17 protein-coding genes are annotated in these 19,063 nt (G+C 72.2%); 9 read left to right on the top strand and 8 right to left on the bottom strand.

Going from position 1 to position 19,063, the window contains the following annotated elements:
* Nucleotides 1-103 precede the first annotated feature (103 nt).
* Nucleotides 104-1,390, top strand: a complete 1,287-nt coding sequence (locus tag E6P78_RS21955) for a glycoside hydrolase family 16 protein (protein WP_206307874.1) — start codon at nucleotides 104-106, stop codon at nucleotides 1,388-1,390.
* A gap of 66 nt (nucleotides 1,391-1,456) precedes the next feature.
* The gene (locus E6P78_RS21950) at nucleotides 1,457-2,116 is read left to right on the top strand and encodes a hypothetical protein (RefSeq protein WP_136205347.1); all 660 of its coding nucleotides are present in this window, start codon (nucleotides 1,457-1,459) and stop codon (nucleotides 2,114-2,116) included.
* 52 nt (nucleotides 2,117-2,168) lie between these two features.
* Here E6P78_RS21950 and E6P78_RS21945 read toward each other — a convergent pair whose 3' ends face one another.
* A complete protein-coding gene (locus tag E6P78_RS21945; RefSeq protein ID WP_136205346.1) occupies nucleotides 2,169-3,452 on the bottom strand; it encodes a multidrug effflux MFS transporter in 1,284 nt (427 codons plus the stop codon).
* Nucleotides 3,453-3,528: 76 nt separating this feature from the next.
* Here E6P78_RS21945 and E6P78_RS21940 point away from each other — a divergent pair, with 76 nt between their 5' ends.
* Complete coding sequence (locus E6P78_RS21940; RefSeq protein ID WP_206307873.1) at nucleotides 3,529-4,086, top strand: MarR family transcriptional regulator; 558 nt, start codon at nucleotides 3,529-3,531, stop codon at nucleotides 4,084-4,086.
* A gap of 24 nt (nucleotides 4,087-4,110) precedes the next feature.
* Here the strand turns inward: E6P78_RS21940 and mnhG are convergent, their stop codons facing one another.
* Genes mnhG through E6P78_RS21910 form a run of 6 tightly spaced genes read right to left on the bottom strand, consistent with a single transcriptional unit; the run spans nucleotide 4,111 to nucleotide 10,846 of the window.
* Nucleotides 4,111-4,464 carry a monovalent cation/H(+) antiporter subunit G gene (mnhG, locus tag E6P78_RS21935; RefSeq protein ID WP_136205345.1) on the bottom strand — a complete coding sequence of 118 codons (354 nt, stop codon included), beginning with the start codon at nucleotides 4,462-4,464 and terminating at the stop codon, nucleotides 4,111-4,113.
* Complete coding sequence (locus tag E6P78_RS21930; RefSeq protein ID WP_136205344.1) at nucleotides 4,461-4,796, bottom strand: MrpF/PhaF family protein; 336 nt, start codon at nucleotides 4,794-4,796, stop codon at nucleotides 4,461-4,463. The genes mnhG and E6P78_RS21930 overlap by 4 nt, the downstream gene beginning before the upstream one ends.
* Nucleotides 4,793-5,428, bottom strand: a complete 636-nt coding sequence (locus tag E6P78_RS21925; RefSeq protein ID WP_136205343.1) for a Na+/H+ antiporter subunit E — start codon at nucleotides 5,426-5,428, stop codon at nucleotides 4,793-4,795. Before E6P78_RS21925 ends, E6P78_RS21930 begins: the two co-directional genes overlap by 4 nt.
* Nucleotides 5,425-7,080 (bottom strand): Na+/H+ antiporter subunit D, encoded by a 1,656-nt coding sequence (locus E6P78_RS21920; RefSeq protein WP_136205342.1) that lies wholly within the window; start codon nucleotides 7,078-7,080, stop codon nucleotides 5,425-5,427. Before E6P78_RS21920 ends, E6P78_RS21925 begins: the two co-directional genes overlap by 4 nt.
* On the bottom strand, nucleotides 7,077-7,934 hold the full coding sequence (locus tag E6P78_RS21915; protein WP_240799314.1) for a Na(+)/H(+) antiporter subunit C: 858 nt from the start codon (nucleotides 7,932-7,934) through the stop codon (nucleotides 7,077-7,079). The genes E6P78_RS21920 and E6P78_RS21915 overlap by 4 nt, the downstream gene beginning before the upstream one ends.
* Complete coding sequence (locus tag E6P78_RS21910) at nucleotides 7,931-10,846, bottom strand: Na+/H+ antiporter subunit A (RefSeq protein WP_136205341.1); 2,916 nt, start codon at nucleotides 10,844-10,846, stop codon at nucleotides 7,931-7,933. Before E6P78_RS21910 ends, E6P78_RS21915 begins: the two co-directional genes overlap by 4 nt.
* Nucleotides 10,847-11,255: 409 nt before the next feature.
* On the opposite strand from E6P78_RS21910, the gene E6P78_RS21905 reads away from it, so the two are divergent.
* From E6P78_RS21905 to E6P78_RS21880, 6 genes are all read left to right on the top strand, one after another.
* On the top strand, nucleotides 11,256-14,102 hold the full coding sequence (locus tag E6P78_RS21905) for a nitrate- and nitrite sensing domain-containing protein (RefSeq protein ID WP_136205340.1): 2,847 nt from the start codon (nucleotides 11,256-11,258) through the stop codon (nucleotides 14,100-14,102).
* Nucleotides 14,099-14,536 (top strand): roadblock/LC7 domain-containing protein, encoded by a 438-nt coding sequence (locus tag E6P78_RS21900; RefSeq protein ID WP_136205339.1) that lies wholly within the window; start codon nucleotides 14,099-14,101, stop codon nucleotides 14,534-14,536. The genes E6P78_RS21905 and E6P78_RS21900 overlap by 4 nt, the downstream gene beginning before the upstream one ends.
* 59 nt (nucleotides 14,537-14,595) lie before the next feature.
* Complete coding sequence (locus tag E6P78_RS21895; protein WP_240799317.1) at nucleotides 14,596-14,952, top strand: DUF742 domain-containing protein; 357 nt, start codon at nucleotides 14,596-14,598, stop codon at nucleotides 14,950-14,952.
* Nucleotides 14,953-14,958: 6 nt separating this feature from the next.
* A complete protein-coding gene (locus tag E6P78_RS21890) occupies nucleotides 14,959-15,528 on the top strand; it encodes an ATP/GTP-binding protein (RefSeq protein WP_136205337.1) in 570 nt (189 codons plus the stop codon).
* A 53-nt stretch (nucleotides 15,529-15,581) separates the two neighbouring features.
* The gene (locus E6P78_RS21885; protein ID WP_136205336.1) at nucleotides 15,582-16,715 is read left to right on the top strand and encodes an FAD-dependent monooxygenase; all 1,134 of its coding nucleotides are present in this window, start codon (nucleotides 15,582-15,584) and stop codon (nucleotides 16,713-16,715) included.
* 378 nt (nucleotides 16,716-17,093) lie between these two features.
* The gene (locus E6P78_RS21880; RefSeq protein ID WP_136205335.1) at nucleotides 17,094-17,513 is read left to right on the top strand and encodes an ATP-binding protein; all 420 of its coding nucleotides are present in this window, start codon (nucleotides 17,094-17,096) and stop codon (nucleotides 17,511-17,513) included.
* 19 nt (nucleotides 17,514-17,532) lie between these two features.
* Here the strand turns inward: E6P78_RS21880 and E6P78_RS21875 are convergent, their stop codons facing one another.
* The gene (locus tag E6P78_RS21875) at nucleotides 17,533-18,954 is read right to left on the bottom strand and encodes an amino acid permease (protein WP_136205334.1); all 1,422 of its coding nucleotides are present in this window, start codon (nucleotides 18,952-18,954) and stop codon (nucleotides 17,533-17,535) included.
* Nucleotides 18,955-19,063: the final 109 nt, after the last annotated feature.

Here is a 19,063-nt window from a genome sequence, read left to right as displayed (position 1 = left end):
CGGCACATTACGCAGGAAATTTTCTTTCGAAAGCGCCCGGTTGCATGGCCTGCCTTAGCAGCGGCAGCCGGGGCCTGCCGAACTCCGTCCCGAAGGAGCCAAGTTGAGACACCGCCGTCTGCGCACCCCTCTGGTGGGGGTGCTGGCCGCCGCGCTCGGCGCGCTGGGCACGCTCACCGGTGCCCCGGCCGCATCGGCCGCCGACTTCCCCGCCAATCCGGTGGCCAAGCCCGGGTACACGCTGGACTTCCAGGAGGAGTTCGACGGCAGTTCCCTGGACACGGACAAGTGGCTGCCGTACTACCTCCCGCACTGGGCCTCCGACCGCGAGAAGGCCAAGGCGCGGTACACCGTCGCGGACGGGGTGCTCACCGAGCGCGTCGACCAGGACACGCCCGCCTGGAACCCCGCCTACGACGGCACCGTGAAGATCTCCAGCATCCAGACGTACGACAAGGACTGGTGGCACCGCTTCAACTACGCGATGCCCAACGACCACCACGAGGCCGACTTCAACGGCTACACCACGCAGTACGGCTACATCGAGACCCGCGCCAAACTCTCCGACACCGGCGGCGGAGGCCACCAGGCACTGTGGCTGGTCGGCACGAAGGACACCAGCAGCGCGTCGGCCAACGCCGAGATCGACATGATAGAGACGTTCTTCAGCAAGCCGGACACCTGGCGCATCGCCGCGTACGGCTGGGGCGACCCGAACTTCCTCGGCTCCTGGGTGTCGCACGAGGACCCGGTGCCCAGCGGTGAGCCCACCGAGGAGTACCACGTCTACGGCATGGACTGGACGCCCACCCAGCTCGACTTCTACTACGACAACCAGCTGTACAAGACCATCAACGACGCCCCCAACATGCCCATGGGCATGATCATGGGCATCTACACGGACGCCGGGTCGGGCCGGCACAACGACGTCTGGCCCAAGTCCTGGAGCGTGGACTACCTGCGCGTGTGGAAGAAGGACGGCGGATACGGCGACAGCGGGTACGAGAGACTGAAGAACCGTCAGACCTCGCAGTACCTGCACATCGAGAACAAGACCGGGAAGGCCGAGTACGGCAGCGTGCCCGCCACCGCCTGGAGTTCCCAGTGGGCACCGGAGACCACGGCGGCCGGCTACACCCGCTTCCGCAACCGGTGGACGGGCGACTACCTGCGGACGTCCGCGTCCGACGGCTACGTCCACTACGGCGCGGCTGCCTCCGGCGCGACCGAGGCCGACTGGACGGAGGAGTCCGAAGCCGGCTACCTGCGCCTGAGGAACCGCGCCTCCGGCGGCTACGCGCACACCGAGGGCCTGACCGGATACGTCGAGCAGGGCAACGTCCCGGCGGGCTACTGGACGAGCCAGTGGACGCCCGAACCGGCGCCGTGAGCCACCGCTGACCCACCACGGCGCGCCCCGGCCACCGGGGCGCGCCCCCACCCAGGAGCTCCGCCCATGCGCCCACGCCGCCACCCCCTCCGTCTCGCCACCCGCCTCGTCCTGCCCGCGCTCGCCCTGCTGCTCTCCAGCGGCTGCGACGCGGGGGCCACGGACCCGGCGCCCTCCCCCACCGCACCACAGGCCGGACCGCCCACCGGCCCGGAGAACCGGTCGCTCTGGACGCTCATCGGGGACGGGGGCGAGTCCCTCGCGACCCTGGCGGACGACGACCCCGACGTCACCGCGATCCGCCGGACCGTGGTCCTCCACTCGGGCACGGTCGACGACCGCAGCAGCACGTCGGTGGCCGGGAGCGTGAAGAGCGAGTACGCCTTCTACGGCGCCGCGTTCCGCGAGTCACTGGAAGCCCAGGACTACGGCGCCAAGGTGACCGCGCTCTTCCGGGACAACAAGCTGACCACCCGTCAGGAGAAGGTCGCCTGGTACCGGTCCACCGTCTACCGGGACCGCAGGACCGCCAAGGCCGAGATGGACACCGTCTTCGAGTTCACCGCGGGAGACCCGGGTTACCTCAAGAAGGGCGGGCTCGCGGTGGGTACCCCGTACACCGAGCACCGCACGGTGAGCCTGGCCAAACAGGGCGGCACCTGGGTCATCACCGGCATCCGGCGCACACCGCTGGAGCGCCCGGCCCCGCAGCCGACCGGTCAGTAGGGGGCCCTGTCGGCGCGGGCGAGGCCGGTACGGCCCCCGCGCGCCGGAGCCGTCAGTGCCGGCCGTCGTCGTGCGGCTCGGCGGTGACCTCGCCGTGCGCCCGCCACGGCTGGGCGAGCAGGACGAGGGCGAGGCCGGCCAGGGCGAGGGCAGCGAGCATGATGACGGCCATGGGGGTCGCGGTGTCCTCACCGAAGAGGCCGACGAGCGGGGAGGCGGCGGCGCCGAACAGGAACTGGAGGCCGCCGATGAGCGCCGAGGCGGCGCCGGGCGCTTCCCGGCCGAGGTTTTGGCCGATGCTCATGGTAGCGGGGAAGATCAGCGCGACGCCGGACATGGCGACGAACAGGCAGATCCAGCTGACGGCGAGGCTCTGCCCGGTCAGGGCCGGGATCACGAGCAGGGCGGCAGCCCCGGTGCCGGAGACGGCGAGCCCGGTGATCAGGAGCGTGTTCAGGCGGACCCGGGCGGCGAGCCGCGCGAAGGTGACCCCGCCGATCAGCATGCCCACGGCGTTCGAGGCGAAGATCAGCGAGTAGACGGTGGGCGATACGCCGTGCACGTTCTGGAAGACGAAGCTGGAGCCGCTGATGTAGGCGAACAGCGCCGCCGAGGTGAAGCCGAGCACGAGCACGTACCCCATGAAGGCGCGGCGGGTGAGCATCGTGCCCATCGTGCGGAACGTCCCGGCGAGGCCGCCGCCGTGCCGCCGCTCGGGCGGCAGGGTCTCGGGCACCTTCCTGACCACGGCGATCAGCAGCAGCGCGCCGAGCACGGCGAGGACGACGAAGACGGCGCGCCAGGTCGACAGCGAGAGGACCGCGCCGCCGACGACGGGCGCGGCGATCGGCGCGATGCCGAGGATCTGCGAGAGCAGCGCGAAGTAGCGGGGCACGTCCGCGCCGCGGAAGCAGTCGGTGATCACCGCGCGGGCGAGCACCATGCCGGCGGCGCCCGCGAAGCCCTGGAGGAAGCGGGCCGCGGTGAGCAGTTCCACGTTCGGGGCGGCGGCGCACAGCAGGGAGAAGAGGACGAAGCCGCCCGCGCCGGAGAGCAGGAGCCTGCGGCGGCCCCAGCCGTCGCTGACCGGGCCGATGAGCAGCTGGCCCACCACCATGCCGATCAGGAACGCGGTGAGGGTGAGCTGTACGGCCGAACCGCTCGCGTGCAGCGCGGCGCCCATGGTGGGGAAGCCGGGCACGTACATGTCGGTGGCGAGCGGGGCGACGGCGGTGAGCGCACCGAGTACGGCGATCAGGGCGGAGACCTGCCCGGGGGAAACGGGCGGTGCGGCTTGGCGTATTGCCTCGTCGGAGGCGGGGGGACGGGAGAGCATGGCGAAAAAGATAACCGATGGTTTACTGGTTAACAAAGAGGTGGTTCGGTAAGCTCACCGCGACGAAGGAGTGCTGGTGCAGTCCCATCCCGACGGCGTACGCGATGCGTGGGTCAGCCACAATCCCGGGCTCGACGTCTCCGCCATGGAGGTCGTGGCCCTGGTCAAACAGGTGTCCGCGCTGTTCGACCGTGCCCTGGAACCGCTCTACGAGGGCGCCCCGCTCACCGCCCCCGAGGCGGACCTGCTCATTCCGCTGCGGTACGCCACCGAACCCGCCATCGCCCGCCGGCTGGCCGACGACATGGGGATGTCGCGGGCCGGGGTCAGCAAGACGCTGGCCAAGCTGGAGAAGCGCGGCCATATCGAGCGCACCCCGAACCCGGCCGACCGGCGGGCCGTGCTGGTGACCATCACGGAGTCCGGCAAGGCGGCGATCGACGCGATCTTCCCGCGCCAGGTGGGCGTCGAGTCCGAGCTGCTGGCCGGGCTCGGCGAGGACCGGGCCCGGGTCGCCGACGCGCTCGCCCTCCTCGCCCGGGTGCTGGAGGACGGGACGTCCCGCCGGGTGCGCGGTACCGGGCGCGACCTCGGGCTGGGGCTCGCCAACATCCGCCCGGCCGGTTCGCCGTAGGCCCTGTCGTCGCCGGGCGCCGGGTCAGCGTTCCTCGGTGAGCAGTTCGTCGAGTTCGTCGAAGAGCAGTTCGTCGTGGTCGACCTGCCCGGTCCGGTAGGCGGAGCGCGCGACCAGGTGCGCCGCCACCGGTCCGGTCATCAGCTGGAAGAAGCCGATCAGCGCGAGCGTGGCGAGGTCCATGCCGCTGCGCAGCCGCAGCGCGACCCCGGCCAGCACGATCAGCATGCCCAGGGCCTGCGGTTTGGTCGCGGCATGGCTGCGGGAGAGGACGTCCGGCAGCTTCAGCATGCCGATGACACCGAGCAGGCAGATGGCGGCGCCGATCAGCACCAGGGCGGCACCCGCCGTGTCGAGGATCTGGAGCCAGACGCTCATGGCCCCTCCTCCTCGCCGTGCCGGGCCCGCTCCCCGTGCAGGTGACCCGGCGGCCGGTCGCGTACGGCGATGAAGCGCGCGATGCCGACCGAGCCGGTGAAGCCGAGGAAGGCCAGCACCAGCATGATCGGGAAGTAGAACGGCTCGCGCGCGAAGGCGGACTTGGCGCCGAGCCCGGCGATGATGAGCGCGGCGCAGACGTCCAGTGCGATGGCCCGGTCCAGCATCGAGGGGCCCCGCCAGATGCGCGCCAGCAGGACCGCGCCCGCGACGACGGTCACGACGACGGCCGCGACGAGCAGGACCCGGTCCACGGTCTCCGGTGCGCTCATGTGCCCTCCTCCTGGTCTCCCGGCCGCTCGCCGGTGCGCGGCCGGTCCGGGGGTGGTGCGGCGACCCGCTCGATCTCGTCGCGGGTGCCGAAGGCCCGTACCATCAGCTCCTCCATGCGCCAGACGGACCGCCTGGCCGCCGCCAGCTCGGTGGGCCGGCCGTCCAGGATGTGCACGAAGACGGTGGCGGTGGCGCGGCGCACCTCGACGACCGAGCTGTCGGGCACGTTGGACACCCCGACGGCGACGGCGGTGAGCATCAGGTCCGAGCGGCAGCGCAGCGGTACGGCGATGACGGCCCCCCGGCGCGGGTGGCGGCCGTGGATCTGCCGGGTCACCTTCACGCCGGAGGTGTACATGTCGTAGAGCAGATAGCCGGCCAGCCGCAGGATGCCCCAGGGGTGCAGCCGCAGCCCGAGGTCGACCTTGGGCAGCGGGAACGCCAGGCAGACGGCCACCGCGACCACGGCTCCGGTCAGCAGGTTGGCCCAGTTGAGGCTGGACCAGAGCATCACCCAGATGACGGTGAGCCAGGCGATGAGCGGGAGGTCGAGCACGCGGCGGCGGCCGAACGCGGCGCTGAAGGGCGGCAGGTCCTTGTTCCGGAAGGAGAAGGTGACGAGGCGTCTCATCGGCCGAGCACCTCCTCGATGTAGGGGGTACGGGCGAGGAGTTCGGCGGCCGAGCGGTCGGTGTACGAGGTCAGCGGTCCGGCGAACACGGTGAAGGCGAGACCGAGGGCGACCGCGGCGGCGGTGGCCCAGGTCATCGGGCGGGGCAGCACGCTGGTGGTGGTGACGGCGTGGCCGTGGAGGGTGGCGGCGACCGCGAGGCCGGCCGGCTGGTGGCGCAGGCGTACGCCCTCGTCGCCGGTGCCGGGCATCCGGTCGGGGCCCTCGTCGCCGTCGTCGTCGCTGTCGTCGTCGTCCGACTCCAGGACCGTGCCGGCGGCGGCCTGCCCCGGGGGTGCGGCCCGCCAGAAGGCCAGGTTCCAGACCTTGGCCATGACGTACAGCGTGAGCAGGCTGGTGGCCGTGGCGCCGATGACGAGGGTCCAGGCCCAGACCCCGCCGTCGGCGACGCCCGCGCGCATGAGGCCGAGCTTGCCGATGAAGCCGGAGAGCGGCGGGATGCCGGCCAGGTTCATCGCGGGGACGAAGAAGAGGACGGCGAGCGCGGGGGCCGCGCGGGCGATGCCGCCGAGCCGGGTCAGTTCGGTGGTGCCGCCCCGGCGTTCGATCAGCCCGGCGACCAGGAACAGCGTCGTCTGGACGGTGATGTGGTGGACGACGTAGACGATCGCCCCGCCGTACGCCTGCCGGGTGGCGAGGCCGATCCCGAAGATCATGTAGCCGATGTGGCTGATGAGGGTGAAGGAGAGCAGCCGCTTGAGGTCGGTCTGCGCGACGGCCCCCAGGATGCCGACGGTCATCGAGGCGAGCGCGGCCGCCATCAGCAGGTCTCCGAGCCGGTTGCCGGGGAAGAGCAGCGTCTCGGTGCGGAGCATGCAGTAGACGCCGACCTTGGTGAGCAGCCCGGCGAAGACGGCGGTGACGGGGGCGGGCGCGGTGGGGTAGGAGTCGGGGAGCCAGGCGGCGAGCGGGAAGACGGCGGCCTTGATGGCGAAGACCGTCAGCAGCATGGCCTGGATCAGCGTCTGGACGCCCTGCGGGATGTCCGCGAGGCGCCCGGCGAGCTGGGCGAAGTTGGCGGTGCCGGTCGCCGCGTACGTCATGGCGATGGCGGTGAGGAAGAGCATCGAGGAGAACAGCGAGATGATCACGTAGGTCGAGCCCGCCCGGATGCGGGGGCCGGTGCCGCCGAGGGTCAGCAGGACGAAGCTGGCGACGAGCATGATCTCGAAGCCGACGTAGAGGTTGACCAGGTCGCCGGCGAGGAAGGTGCAGGAGACCCCGGCGACCAGGATCAGGTAGGCGGGGTGGAAGACCGCGACGGGCGTCTCCTCGTCGCGGTCGGCCATGCCCTGGCCCAGGGAGTAGACGAGGACGCACAGGGTGACGGCCGAGGAGATCGTCAGCATGAGGCCGGAGAGCCGGTCGGCGACCAGGGTGATGCCGAGCGGCGGCGCGAAGTCGCCGAGGTGGACGGAGAGCGGGCCCTCGGTGTCGGCGGCGATCATCAGGGTGACCGAGAGCCCGAGGACGGCGGTGAGCACGGCGACGCTGATGAAGCGCTGGAACCGCTTGAGCCGGGTGCCGAAGGCGAGGCTCAGCCCGGTGGCGCAGAGCGGGAGCAGCACCGGCAGCGGGACGATCGCGTTCATCCGGTGCCTCCTGGGTTCGGGTCGCGGGGGCCGTCGTCGCCGGGGCCGTCGTCGCGGGGGCCCGGGCCGGGGTCGGTGGCGTCGTCGGGGCCCGGGCCGGGGTCGGTGGCGTCGTCAGGGCCCGGGCCGGGGTCGGTGGCGTCGCCGGGGCCCGGTCCGGGGTCGGTGGCGTCGCCGGGGCCCGGTCCGGGGTCGGTGGCGGTGGTGGCGGTGGTGGCGTCGTTGGCGGTGGTGGCGTCGTTGGTGTCCGTGTCGGTGGCATCGTCCGTGTCGGTGGCGTCGGTGGTGTCCGCCGCCGCGTAGTCCTCCGGGTCCGCGCCGAGGACGTCGTGCCACAGGTCGCCGGTGGCGTCGCGGCCCCTGGCCTGGAGGGCGCGGTCGGCGCGCAGCCGGGCCCGCAGCCGGCGGCGGTCCTCGCGGTAGCGGCGGCGGGCCTCGGCCGTGCGGTCGCCGTCGGCCCGGAAGCGTTCGCGCAGTTCGTCGCGCTCCCCCAGCACCTCGGCGCGCAGCACGATGCGCCGGTCCTCCAGGTCGTCGTGGACCTCGTCGGTGCCGGTCAGCTGGTGGGCGCGGTAGGCCATGGCGAGGAGGAAGGCGGTGGTGGCGAGGGTGATGACGATCGCGGTGAGGGCGATGGCCTGGGGCAGGGGGTCGGTGACCCGGCCGAGATCGACGCCGTACAGCAGCGGCTCGCGGCCGGCCGACCCGGTGGCGGACAGGATGAGCAGGTTGATGCCGTTGCCCGCGATGACCGCGCCCAGCAGGATGCGGGTGAGGGGCCGGGTGAGCATGAGAATGCCGCCGACCGCGCACAGGACCGCGGCGGTGGCGAGGAGCGAGGCGCTGACGGTCATGGGGTGGCCTCCCCGGTGTCGTGCTCCGGTCCGGGCGTCCGGCCCGCCGCCTTCTCGGCGGCTGCCCGCTCGATCTGGCGGTCGATCTTCGCGCCGAGGGCCCGCACGATGTCGAGGACGACGCCCAGGACCAGCAGGTAGACACCGCAGTCGAAGATCACCGGCGTACCGAACTCGTAGTCGCCGATCAGCGGCAGACGGCCGTGGTACGTCCAGGCGTGCAGGACCGTTCCGTCAAAGAGGCCGAGCAGGGCCACCCCGGTGGAGAGGAAGAGGCCGAGGCCGGTGAACAGGCCGGGTTGCAGGGGCGCGGCCTCGGCGAGTTCGAAGCGGCCGCCGGCCAGGTACCGGGTGATCAGGGCGAGGCCCGCGACCAGGCCGCCGACGAAGCCGCCGCCCGGCATGTTCTCGGCGCAGAACAGCAGGTACACCGAGAGCACCAGGACCGGGTGGAACAGCAGCCGCGTCACCACCTCGAAGACGACGGACCGGTGCTCGGGCGCGAGGGTGCCGCCGGCCGCCAGCCAGCCGCGCTCGGGCGCCCCCTCGTCGCCCCGGGGCACGCCGGTCAGCGGGGCGGCGGTCACCGACCAGGCGGTGTGCCCCCGTACCTCCGGGGGCGCCACCGTTCCCTCGGCGCGGCGGTGCAGGTAGATGAGGCTGGTCACGCCGACCGCGGCGGCGGCGAGGACGGCGGACTCCCCCATCGTGTCCCAGGCGCGCAGGTCGACCAGGATCGTGGCGACCACGTCCTTGAGGCCGTGGTGCGCGGTCTCCTCGACCATGGCGGCGCCCGCCGGGGGCGCGGTGCGCGCGGCGGCGGCGACCCACACCACCACGCTCACGGTCGCGGCGGCGGCCAGGGCGACCGGGATGCGGGTGGCCCGCCGCCAGCTGCTCACCGACTCCTGGAAGTGCACCGGCATCCGCCGTAGCACCAGTACGAACACGATCATGGACACGGTTTCCACGCAGAACTGGGTGAGCGCCAGGTCCGGGCCGCCCTGGACGACGAACAGCAGCGCGGTCCCGTATCCGGTGAGTCCGGCCAGCACCACGGCCTTCATGCGCCGCCTGACGGTCAGGCAGAGCAGGGCCGCCGCGCAGGTCAGCGCGGCGACGACGCCCTGTAGCGGTACGTCCCAGAGCCGGGGCGGGGCCGCCCCGTGCCAGGGCCGGTCGGCGATGAGCACGGCGAGCTGTCCGGCGAGCATCACCAGCAGGGTGGTGGCGAGGTACACGGAGAGCGAGCCGCGCTGGACGAAGCCGGTGACCTGGAGGGAGAGGCGTTCCAGGCCCAGCAGCACATGCCCGAAGACGCTGTCGGCGGTGGGCCAGGCGATGCGCCGGGAGAGCCGGGTGACCGTGTCGCGTGCGGCGAAGAGGACCGCGCCGCCCGCCGTGGCGACGGCCGAGAGCAGCAGGGCGGTGCCCCAGCCGTGCCAGAGCGCGAGGTGGTAGGGGTGGGCGGAGGCGGGGAAGGCGTCGGCGTAGGCGCTCAGCAGCCGGTCGGTCCATCCGACCCCGGGCCCCAGTACCAGCGCGCACAGGGCGAGCACGGCGGGCGGGGCGAGGAAGGCCGGGCCGACCCGGTGGACCGGGGTGTCGGGCACCCCCGGCTTGCGCAGGAAACCGCCCCAGAGGAACCGGACGGTGTACGCGACGGTCAGCATCGACCCCACCACCGCGACGCCGAGCGCCCAGCGGTCCGCCGCGTCGCCGTGCAGCAGCGCCTCGAACGCCGCCTCCTTCGCCGCGAAGCCGAGCAGCGGGGGCAGCGCGGCCATGGAGGCGGCGGCGAGCACGGCGACGGCGCAGACATGGGGCAGCGCGCGTCCGACACCGGAGAGTCTGCGCAGGTCACGGGTGCCGGCCGCGTGGTCGACGATGCCGGTGACGAGGAAGAGCGGGGCCTTGAACAGGGCGTGCCCGAGGATCATGGCGGCGGCGGCCAGCGCCAGGTCGCGGTTGCCGATGCCGGCCAGCAGGGTGAGGAAGCCGAGCTGGCTGACGGTTCCGTAGGCGAGGACGATCTTCAGGTCGTTCAGCCGCAGCGCCCGCCAGCCGCCCAGGAGCATCGTCGCGGCGCCGAGGACCATCACGACGGGCCGCCAGGCGGGGACGTCCGCGAAGCCGGGGGCGAGCCGGGCGACCAGGTAGACGCCGGCCTTGACCATGGCGGCGGCGTGCAGGTAGGCGCTGACGGGGGTGGGTGCGGCCATGGCGTTGGGGAGCCAGAGGCTGAACGGCCAGACCGCCGACTTGGACAGGGCCCCGCACAGGATGAGCAGGACGGCGGCCTCGACGGCGGCGCCGGCCGGGGGCGGGTCGGTGAGGATCGCGGAGATGCGGTAGGTCCCGGCCTCCTGACCGAAAATCAGGAAGCCGATCAGCATGGCGAGTCCGCCGAGCGTGGTGACGGTCAGCGCCTGGAGGGCGGAGCGGCGGCTGTGCCGCTGCTCGCTGTCGTACCCGATGAGGAGGTACGAGAAGACCGTGGTCAGCTCCCAGAAGACGTAGAGCGAGATCAGGTCGTCGCTGAGGACGAGGGCGAGCATGGCCCCGGCGAAGGCGAGCAGGTTCCCGGCGAATCCGGCCAGCCGGGGGGTGTCGTCGCTGAAGTAGGAGGCGCAGTACAGCAGGACGAGCGTGCCGACGCCGGCCGCGAGCAGCACCATCAGTTCGGCGAGGGCGTCCAGGCGCAGGTCCACGGAGACGCCGTAGTCGGGCATCCACGCCCACGACCAGGTGACCGAGGCGCCGGACGCGGCCGTGTCCCACTGCGCGAGGGCCCAGCAGGTGGTGGCGGCGGGCGGCAGCGCGAGGACGATGAAGGCGCGCGCGCCCAGCCATCGCACCAGCGGGCGCGCGCAGGCCGCGAGGACGAAGTGGCAGACGATGAGTGCGGTCATGCGGCAGGAGGGTGGGGCGCGGCGGCGGGTGGGGTGACACAGAAGGTCACATAACGGGCAAAGGGCACTGAATACAGATATCTCCCCGGCCCCGCCTCACCCGTACGGCGCGCCGCGTCCAGGGCGGTCGACCGGATCAGCCTTTGTCGCCGGTGCGGTGGTGCCGCGGGGCGCCACCCCGGCCTCGGTGGCGGCCGCGCGGTCCGTCGCCGGGCGGTTCCGCGCGTTCATGGTGATCGTGTGCTTGATCGGTAGCGTAGATGTGAGCCCACTTCCTCTTCTTTTTTGCATTGTGACTACTATCTATCCGACCTAGTTCTCAACGGATTTGACCGGTCGTGAGACTGGCATCATCGTCAAGGAGCATGCCCTGCGCACGCGCGCGTCACGGCGGAGCAGCTCGACCACAATGTCGCTGCGGACGGCCCTGCTCGTACTGGCCATCGTCCCCGGTACAGCCCTGACCGCCCTCTGGGCCGTCACCAGTGGTCAGACTCTGCTCGACTTCCAGAAGCAGGCGGCTCAGGGGCAGTTGGCCCAGAAGGCCGGCCAGCCGTCCAACATCGTGTACTACAACCTCCAGGAGGAGCGGCGGCTCAGCGCCGAGGCGCTGGCCCGCGGTGGGGGTGTCACCGACGCACTGCGCAAGCAGCGCAAGCTGACCGACGAAGCGATCGCCGACTTCCAGTCCCTCTCCGACACCGACACCGACGACGCCCCCGGCGAGGTACGGGACGCGGTCGGCGAGGCCCGTGCGGCGATCACCCAACTCCCGGCCCAGCGCACGCTCGTCGACGAGGGCGGCAACGACCAGCAGAAGGCCGTGTACCGCTACTACACGGACCTGATCGCCGTCGACCTGAAGCTCTTCACCGCTCTCAGCCACGTGGACAACGGCCGGATCACCACGATCTCTCAGCCGCTGGTCGACCTCTTCTGGGCCAAGGAGATGACCTCACGCTCGGACGCCCTGCTCGCGCGCGGCTGGGCCAGGGGCAAGCTGAGCACCGAGGATCTCCAGGAGTTCCGGCAGGCCGTCTCCGGCCAGTCCTTCCAGTACGCCACCAAGGTCGTCCCCTACCTCCCTGCGGACGAGAAGGCCGTGTGGAAGGAGATCTCGAACAGTTCCGCCTGGAAGACCAAGACCCAGGTGGAGGCCCGGGTGCTGCGGCCGGCCGATCCGGACGCGGCCGGCTTCGTCGACCTCGGCGCGAAGGAGGCGGACTGGCGCGGCGCGATGGACGAGGTCACGCCTCAGCTGGTGAAGCTGATGGAGGCCCGCACCGACGTGGTGGTCGATGAGGGCAAGGGCAGTGTCGTCTCCCTGCTGATCAAGGTCGTCCTGACCACGGTCGTCGGCCTCGCCGCCGTCGTCGCGGTCATCTGGTTCACCTGGCGCCTCTCCCGCAATCTGCGCCGCCGGATCAGTCGGCTGCAGGAACGGGCCGAGGAGCTGGAGAGGGCGCTGCCCGACGTCGTCGAGCGGCTCGGCAGGGGCGAGCGCATCGATGTCGAGGCCGAGGCCCGTGCCGTCGGACACGGCGGCGAGGACGGTACGGCGGACGAGCTGGCCCAGCTCGGCAACGCGCTCGACCTGGCCCGCGCAAGTGCCCTGCGGGCGGCCGTCGAACAGGCCGACCAGCACCGCGGCTTCGAGCGGCTGCTGCAGCGCATCGCACGACGCACCCAGCAACTGATCGGCCAGCAGCTGAAGAAGCTGGACGAGCTGGAGCGCAAGCACGAGGACCCCGAGGTGCTGGACGGCCTCTTCGACCTCGACCACCTCACCGCCCGGCTCCGGCGCTACGAGGAGAACCTCGTGATCCTCGCGGGCGGCTCCCCGCACCGGCGTTGGCGCAAGCCCGTACCGCTGCTGGACGTCATGCGGTCCGCCCAGGGCGAGGTGCTGGACTACCGGCGCGTCGTGCTGGACCTGGACGGCTCGCCGTGGCTCGCCGAGCGGGCCGTCGGGCCGGTCTCGCACGTGCTCGCGGAGCTGATCGAGAACGCCCTCACCTTCTCCGGACCGCCCAGCCCCGTCGAGGTCAGGGCGGCCCGGGTGAGCCGGGGTCTGGCCATCGAGGTCGAGGACCGCGGGCTCGGCATGGAGGAGGACCAGCTCGCCGCGGCCAACGAGCTGATGAGCCGGCCGCCCCGGATGGACGTGCTCGCGCACGCCGACGACATCCGGCTGGGGCTGTACGTGATCGCACGCCTCGCCGACCAGCACGGGCTGCGGGTGGAGTTCCGCCAATCGGCCTTCGGCGGCACCCGGGTCGTCGTGCTCGTCCCCGACGCGCTCACCGTCCCCGGCCCGCACTCCGGTCCGGTGGCCGTCCCGTCCCTCGGCGCCGAGGACACCGCGCCGGCCCCCGCCCCACTCCGCGACACCGACGCGCTGCCCAGCCGGGGGCGCGGCCAGGCCCTCGCCGGGGTCACGGCCCTGCACGCTTCGGGCCCGCCGTTCGAGACCGCCGGCCCGCCCGGCCCGGTGCCAGTGGCCCAGGAGCCCTTCCGCGACCGGGAGGAGCAGGCACCTCCGGCCCCCGCCGGTCATCCGTTCGGCGACCTGGAACACCCTGACACGCCCTATGACGGCGCGTACGACCACACCACGGCCGATTCCCCGTACGACGGCACGGACGGCCACGCGTACGGTCACCGGGACGACACCGCGTACGGCGGCGCTCCCCAGGACACGTACGCGGACGCCGGGCAGCCGTACATGACGGCCGAGGGCCAGTACCCCGTGCCGCACCAGCCGTATCCCGCGCCCGATGAGCCGTACGAGGCTGTGCGGCAGCCCCACCCGGGCACGTACGCGACGGGCGGCGCGCTGGACGCGGCCGGCTTCCCGCTCCCCTGGTCCCGGCAGCCGGAGCCGGTCGCCGAACACCCCGGCCCGCCACAGGCCGGACCCGACCGCCCGGCTCCCCCCGCGGCGGGCACCGCCGGTGCGGGAAGCGGGCCGGGGCGTTCCGGCCCGCCGGCGACGCCCGCCGGGGAGCCCCCGTTGCCGCGCCGGGTGCGCCAGGCCAGCCTCGCGGACGAACTGCGGATCGACCCTGCCTCCCCGTCCGCTGCGACCCGGCCGTCGAGCCGGTCCGAGAACCCGCCGCCCCGGGCGACCCCCCGCCGCGCCGGTGCCGCCATCGGGGCCTTCCAGCGCCGGTCCCGCGCGGCCCGCGCGACCGACGAACCGCCGACGCAGCCAGCTCCTTCCGCCCACCTCTTCACGAGAGAAGAACGGACATGACACGCACAACCGCCACTCGCCAGGACCTCGACTGGCTGCTCGACGGCCTGGTGGACTCGGTGGCCGAGACCCGGAACGCCGTGCTGCTCTCCGACGACGGGCTGGTGGTGAGCCACTCGCGCAGCGTCGAGCGGGCCGACGCCGAGCGGCTGGCCGCGATCTGCACCGGCCAGCAGAGCCTGGCCCGCGGTGTGGGCCAGCTCTTCGACGGCGGCGGCGTGCACCAGGTGATCGTCGAACTGGCGGATCTGTGGCTCTTCATCATCTCGGCGGGCCAAGGCACGCACCTGGCCGTCGTCGCCTCGCAGGAGGTGGACGCCGAGATCATGTCGCTCGCCATGCACAACCTCGTCCTGCAGGTCGGCCAGAAGCTCAGTACCCCGGCGCGGAGCGACTTCGACGCCTTCGGCGTCGGGGACAGGCCGCGGACGTGACCCCGGATTGGCTGCGCGGGGAGAACGGGTTCGACGACGAGGAGGACGCGGCGGGCACGATGGTGCGCCCGTACACGATCACCAGTGGCCGTACCGCCCCCGGGCGGGACGATCTCACCCTCATCACCGTGCTGACGACCGCGCACGATCCGCGGGACGACCACGGCGCGGCGGTCCGTCCGGGCCGGCTCCAGCCGGAGCACTGGTCGATCCTGGAGCGCTGCCGGCGTCCCGCGGCGGTCGCCGAGGTCTCCGCGGAGCTCGACCTGCCGGTCTCGGTGACCAAGATCCTTCTGGCGGACCTGGTCGCCACCGGCCTCCTGATCGCCCGGGCCCCGCTGTCGGTGGCCCGGGCGTCCGGCGGCGCCGACATGAGCGTACTGGCCGCTGTTCGCGACGGACTCCGGAGACTCTGAGCCAAAATGACCACCAGTCAGGCGGCGCCCACCGCCGTGAAGATCCTGATCGCCGGCGGCTTCGGCGTCGGCAAGACCACCCTCGTGGGGGCCGTCAGCGAGGTCGCTCCCCTGCGCACCGAGGAATACCTCACCAAGGCCAGCGTCGGCGTCGACGACCTGGCCGGCGTCGGACAGAAGGACACGACCACCGTGGCCCTGGACTTCGGCCGGATCACGGTCAGTCCCGAGCTCGTCGTCTACCTGTTCGGCACCCCGGGCCAGGAGCGCTTCTGGTTCATGTGGAACGACCTGGTCAACGGAGCCCTCGGCGGTGTCGTGATCGCCGACACCCGGCGGCTGGAGACCAGCTTCGCCTCGATCGACTTCTTCGAGAGCCGGGACATCCCGTTCGTCGTCGCGATCAACTGCTTCCACGGCCACAACACCCGCACCCCGGAAGAGATCAGGGCCGCTCTCGACCTCGACCCGCACGTCCCGCTGCTGGTCGGTGACGTACGCGAGCGGCCGTTCGGCCGTGACGTGCTGCTGGCCCTCGTGGACCACCTGATGAGCCTGCCCGTGGCAGCCGGCTGAACCCCCGCCCCGTCCTACCCTGCCTCCTACTTCTCGCTCTGGAGAGATCCGACATGGCAACACCCCTGCGCGTCCTGATCCACGGCGGCGGCATCGGCGGGCTGACGCTCGCCACCGCTCTGGCCCGGCACGGCCACACCGTCGAGGTCGCCGAACTCCGCGACGAGCTCGACGCCCTGGGCGTGGGCATCATCCAGCCGTCCAACGCCCTGCACGTCATGCGCGAGATCGGGGTGCTCGACGACTGCCTCAAGGCGGGCTTCGAGTGGGAGGTCCTGACCATAGCCGACCCGGCCGGCAACACTCTGGCCGAGATACCGCAGCCCCGCATGGGCGATGCCCCGTCCAACAACGGCATCCCCCGCCCGGCGCTCGCCCAGGTGCTGGGCGCCGCGGCCACCTCGGCCGGCGCCACGATCCGTTTCGGCACGACCATCACCGAACTCAGCGACGACGGCGAGGGCGTGGACGTCGTCCTGTCCGACGGTTCGGCCGGCCGCTGGGATCTCGTCGTCGGCTTCGACGGCATCGGCTCTCCGCTGCGCACCCGGCTGTACGGGGACCGCTACGTCCCCGAGTACACGGGCTTCGCCAACTGGCGCGTCACCATGCCCCGCCAGGAGCAGGTGCGGGGCGTCGTGATGGGCACCGCGGGCCAGGCCGCCAAGGCGCTGCTCACCCCGATCACGGACGAGCTGATGTATCTGGGCGCGGTGTTCGCCGAGTCCGAGGACTTCCGGCCGGACGCGGAGAAGGCCCACGAACAGCTGAAGGAACGGCTCGCGATGTTCTCCGGTCCGGTCGCCGAGGCGCTCGCCGCGGTCACCGGTCCGGAAGCGGTGGTGTACTCGCGGATCTCCCAGGTGACCGTCGAGGAGCCGTGGCACGTCGGCCGGGTGGTGCTGGCCGGTGACGCCGCGCACGCGAGCACCCCCCACATCGCTCAGGGTGCGGCGATGGCCGTGGAGGACGCGCTGGTGCTCGCCGAGTCCCTGGAAGCCGACGCGGATGTCGCGGCCGCCCTCGACACCTGGGAGGCCCGGCGCCGTCCCCGCGCCATGTGGGTGCAGGCCATGTCGCGTGCCGTGCTCAAGCAGGAGACGGGCGGGGAGACGACGCCCGAGGAGGACGAGCTGCTGAAGGTCGGCATCCCGGGCGCGGCCCACGTGCTGGTGCAGCCGTACTGACCCGCTGATCCATGTTCGGCGGACCGGCGCCTCCGGCTGCCGCACGCCCCGGCCGGGCCCGGACTTCCGGGCCCGGCCGGGGCTTCTTCGCAGGAACACGAGCAGACTCCCGGTGGCGGTGACCGCGTGCGAGAAGCCGGTGGCGGGCTGCCGCCTCGTGAACGCGGGAGGCCGAGCGCGAAGGCGCCGACGGCTGGACGCCGAGGTCGGCGCGTTGAGCTTCTCGGTGCCTGCCGGGTCAGTGACGAACGTCCCCTTCGTACCGGCCCACAGCCTCTTGTCCGCGTCGCGCTGCTTCGTAAGGTTGAGTCAAGAAGTCTTGAGCACGGAAACGTCTGAGCCCAGGACACCATCCGCGCTCACCCGATCGGACCCCCCGTGCCCCCCGACGGTCCTCCGCCCCCCTTCTGGCGCATCACCCTGCCGCACTCCACGGCCGCCGTGCCGATCGCCCGCGCGCTGATCCGTACGGTCCTGGCGGACATCGACGCCCCCGCCGACAGCGACACCGCCGAGCTGCTGACCGCCGAACTGGTCGCCAACGCCGTGGAGCACACGCCCGGTGACGAGCCCATAGAGCTGGTGGTGGAGCTGCTGGCGAGCGGTTGCCAGGTGGAGGTGCACGACGGCGATCCGGCCCCGCCCGGGGATCTGTCCCGGCCGGAGCCGGGCTGCGTACCGGACCCGTGGCAGGAACACGGCCGGGGGCTGCTGCTGATCCGTACCCTCAGCTCGTCCTGCGGCCACCGCACGACGGAGCGCGGCAAGGCGGTCTGGTTCACCCTGCCGCCGAAGTGAGCCGGGCCCGGACCAGGCCCTATGAGCCGGGCGCCAGCCTGGAGCGGCTGCGCCCGTAGCCGGCGTACACGAGGGCCCCGACGGCGAGGAACACGGCGAACTGCACCCAGGTCGTCCAGCCGGTGCCGTACATCAGATAGACGCAGAAGCCGACGCCCAGGAGCGGGCTGACCGGGTAGAGCGGGACGCGGAAGGAGCCCTTCACCTCCGGGTTGCGGCGGCGCAGCACGATCACGGCGGTGTTGACGGCGACCATGGTGGCGAGTGTGCCGATGGTGGTCAGGTTCACCACCATGCCGAGCGAGGAGAAGGCCGCGGGGACGGCGAAGACGACGGCGACGATCCAGGTGTTGGCGACCGGGGTCGAGGTGCGGGGCGAAACCCGCTCGAAGACCCTCGGCACGAGGCCGTCGCGGGACATCGACATCAGGATGCGGGTCTGCCCGTACATCACCGCGAGGACGACCGAGGCGATGGCGACGACCGCGCCGAACGCGATGACACCGCCGCCGACGGACGAGCCGGTGACCTGGTCGACGATCAGCGAGAGAGCCGCCGGTTTGTCGGAGACGGCGTCCGGGCCGAGCGCGCCGAGCGCGGCGAGGGCGACCGCGCAGTAGAGCAGGGTGACCAGGCCGATGCAGATCATGATCGCGAGGGGGATGTTGCGGCGCGGGTTCTTGACCTCCTCGCCGGCGGTGGTGATCGCGTCGAAGCCGATGTACGAGAAGAACGCCAGGGACGCGCCCGCCGTGACGCCGCCCGCGCCCTGGGCGGCGAACGGGGTGAGGTGGCCGCGCTCGAACGCGGTGAAGGCGATGACGCAGAACAGGGCGAGGACCGTGAGCTTGAGGACGGCCATCGCGGCGGTGGCTCCGGCGCTCTCACGGACGCCGCGCACCAGCAGGGTGGCGGCCATCATGACCACGATCACGGCGGGCAGGTTGATCACGCCGCCGTCACTCGGTCCGGCGGAGAGCGCGGCGGGCAGCTGGTGCCCGAAGAGGCTGTCGAGGAGTTCGTTGACGTACTGGCTCCATCCCACCGCGACGGCGGAGACCGAGACCCCGTACTCCAGGAGCAGGCACCAGCCGACGAGGAAGGCCAGGCGCTCGCCGAGCGTGACGTAGGCGAAGGAGTACGAGCTGCCGGAGACGGGGATCGCGCTGCCCAGCTCGGCGAACGAGAACGCGGTGAAGACGCAGGTGACCGCCGCGAGGACGAAGGAGACCACGACGGCGGGACCGGCCTCGGCCACGCTGTCGGACAGGCCCACGAAGATGCCGGTCCCGACGACGGCGCCGATCCCGAAGCACACCAGCTGGAACAGGCCCATGGTGCGCCTGAGGCCGTGGCCCTCCAGGTCGGCGCCCGATTCGGCGATCAGCCGGTGGGGGTCCTTGACGCGGTGCGGCGGGCCGGGGAGGCGCAGGGGGCTCACGGCGGGGTCTCATCTCTGGCGGAACGCGTGGGGGGTGGTGCGGCTCGGGCGGTGGGGGCCGTCGCGCGCACGAAAAGGGGGTTCGAGCGTGCGAGCTCGAACCCCACCA

The organism is Streptomyces sp. A0958, from assembly GCF_004795035.1.
Classification (GTDB): domain Bacteria; phylum Actinomycetota; class Actinomycetes; order Streptomycetales; family Streptomycetaceae; genus Streptomyces.
This window is presented reverse-complemented; position numbering and strand designations above follow the sequence as displayed.

Coding starts and splice junctions, on each gene's coding strand:
- E6P78_RS21890 (WP_136205337.1), top strand. CDS start 14,959: ATGACCACCAGTCAGGCGGCGCCCACCGCCGTGAAGATCCTGATCGCC.
- E6P78_RS21950 (WP_136205347.1), top strand. CDS start 1,457: ATGCGCCCACGCCGCCACCCCCTCCGTCTCGCCACCCGCCTCGTCCTG.
- E6P78_RS21885 (WP_136205336.1), top strand. CDS start 15,582: ATGGCAACACCCCTGCGCGTCCTGATCCACGGCGGCGGCATCGGCGGG.
- E6P78_RS21930 (WP_136205344.1), bottom strand. CDS start 4,796: ATGAGCGCACCGGAGACCGTGGACCGGGTCCTGCTCGTCGCGGCCGTC.
- E6P78_RS21915 (WP_240799314.1), bottom strand. CDS start 7,934: ATGACCGTCAGCGCCTCGCTCCTCGCCACCGCCGCGGTCCTGTGCGCG.
- E6P78_RS21945 (WP_136205346.1), bottom strand. CDS start 3,452: ATGCTCTCCCGTCCCCCCGCCTCCGACGAGGCAATACGCCAAGCCGCA.
- E6P78_RS21910 (WP_136205341.1), bottom strand. CDS start 10,846: ATGACCGCACTCATCGTCTGCCACTTCGTCCTCGCGGCCTGCGCGCGC.
- E6P78_RS21925 (WP_136205343.1), bottom strand. CDS start 5,428: ATGAGACGCCTCGTCACCTTCTCCTTCCGGAACAAGGACCTGCCGCCC.
- E6P78_RS21920 (WP_136205342.1), bottom strand. CDS start 7,080: ATGAACGCGATCGTCCCGCTGCCGGTGCTGCTCCCGCTCTGCGCCACC.
- E6P78_RS21905 (WP_136205340.1), top strand. CDS start 11,256: ATGTCGCTGCGGACGGCCCTGCTCGTACTGGCCATCGTCCCCGGTACA.
- mnhG (WP_136205345.1), bottom strand. CDS start 4,464: ATGAGCGTCTGGCTCCAGATCCTCGACACGGCGGGTGCCGCCCTGGTG.
- E6P78_RS21895 (WP_240799317.1), top strand. CDS start 14,596: ATGGTGCGCCCGTACACGATCACCAGTGGCCGTACCGCCCCCGGGCGG.
- E6P78_RS21900 (WP_136205339.1), top strand. CDS start 14,099: ATGACACGCACAACCGCCACTCGCCAGGACCTCGACTGGCTGCTCGAC.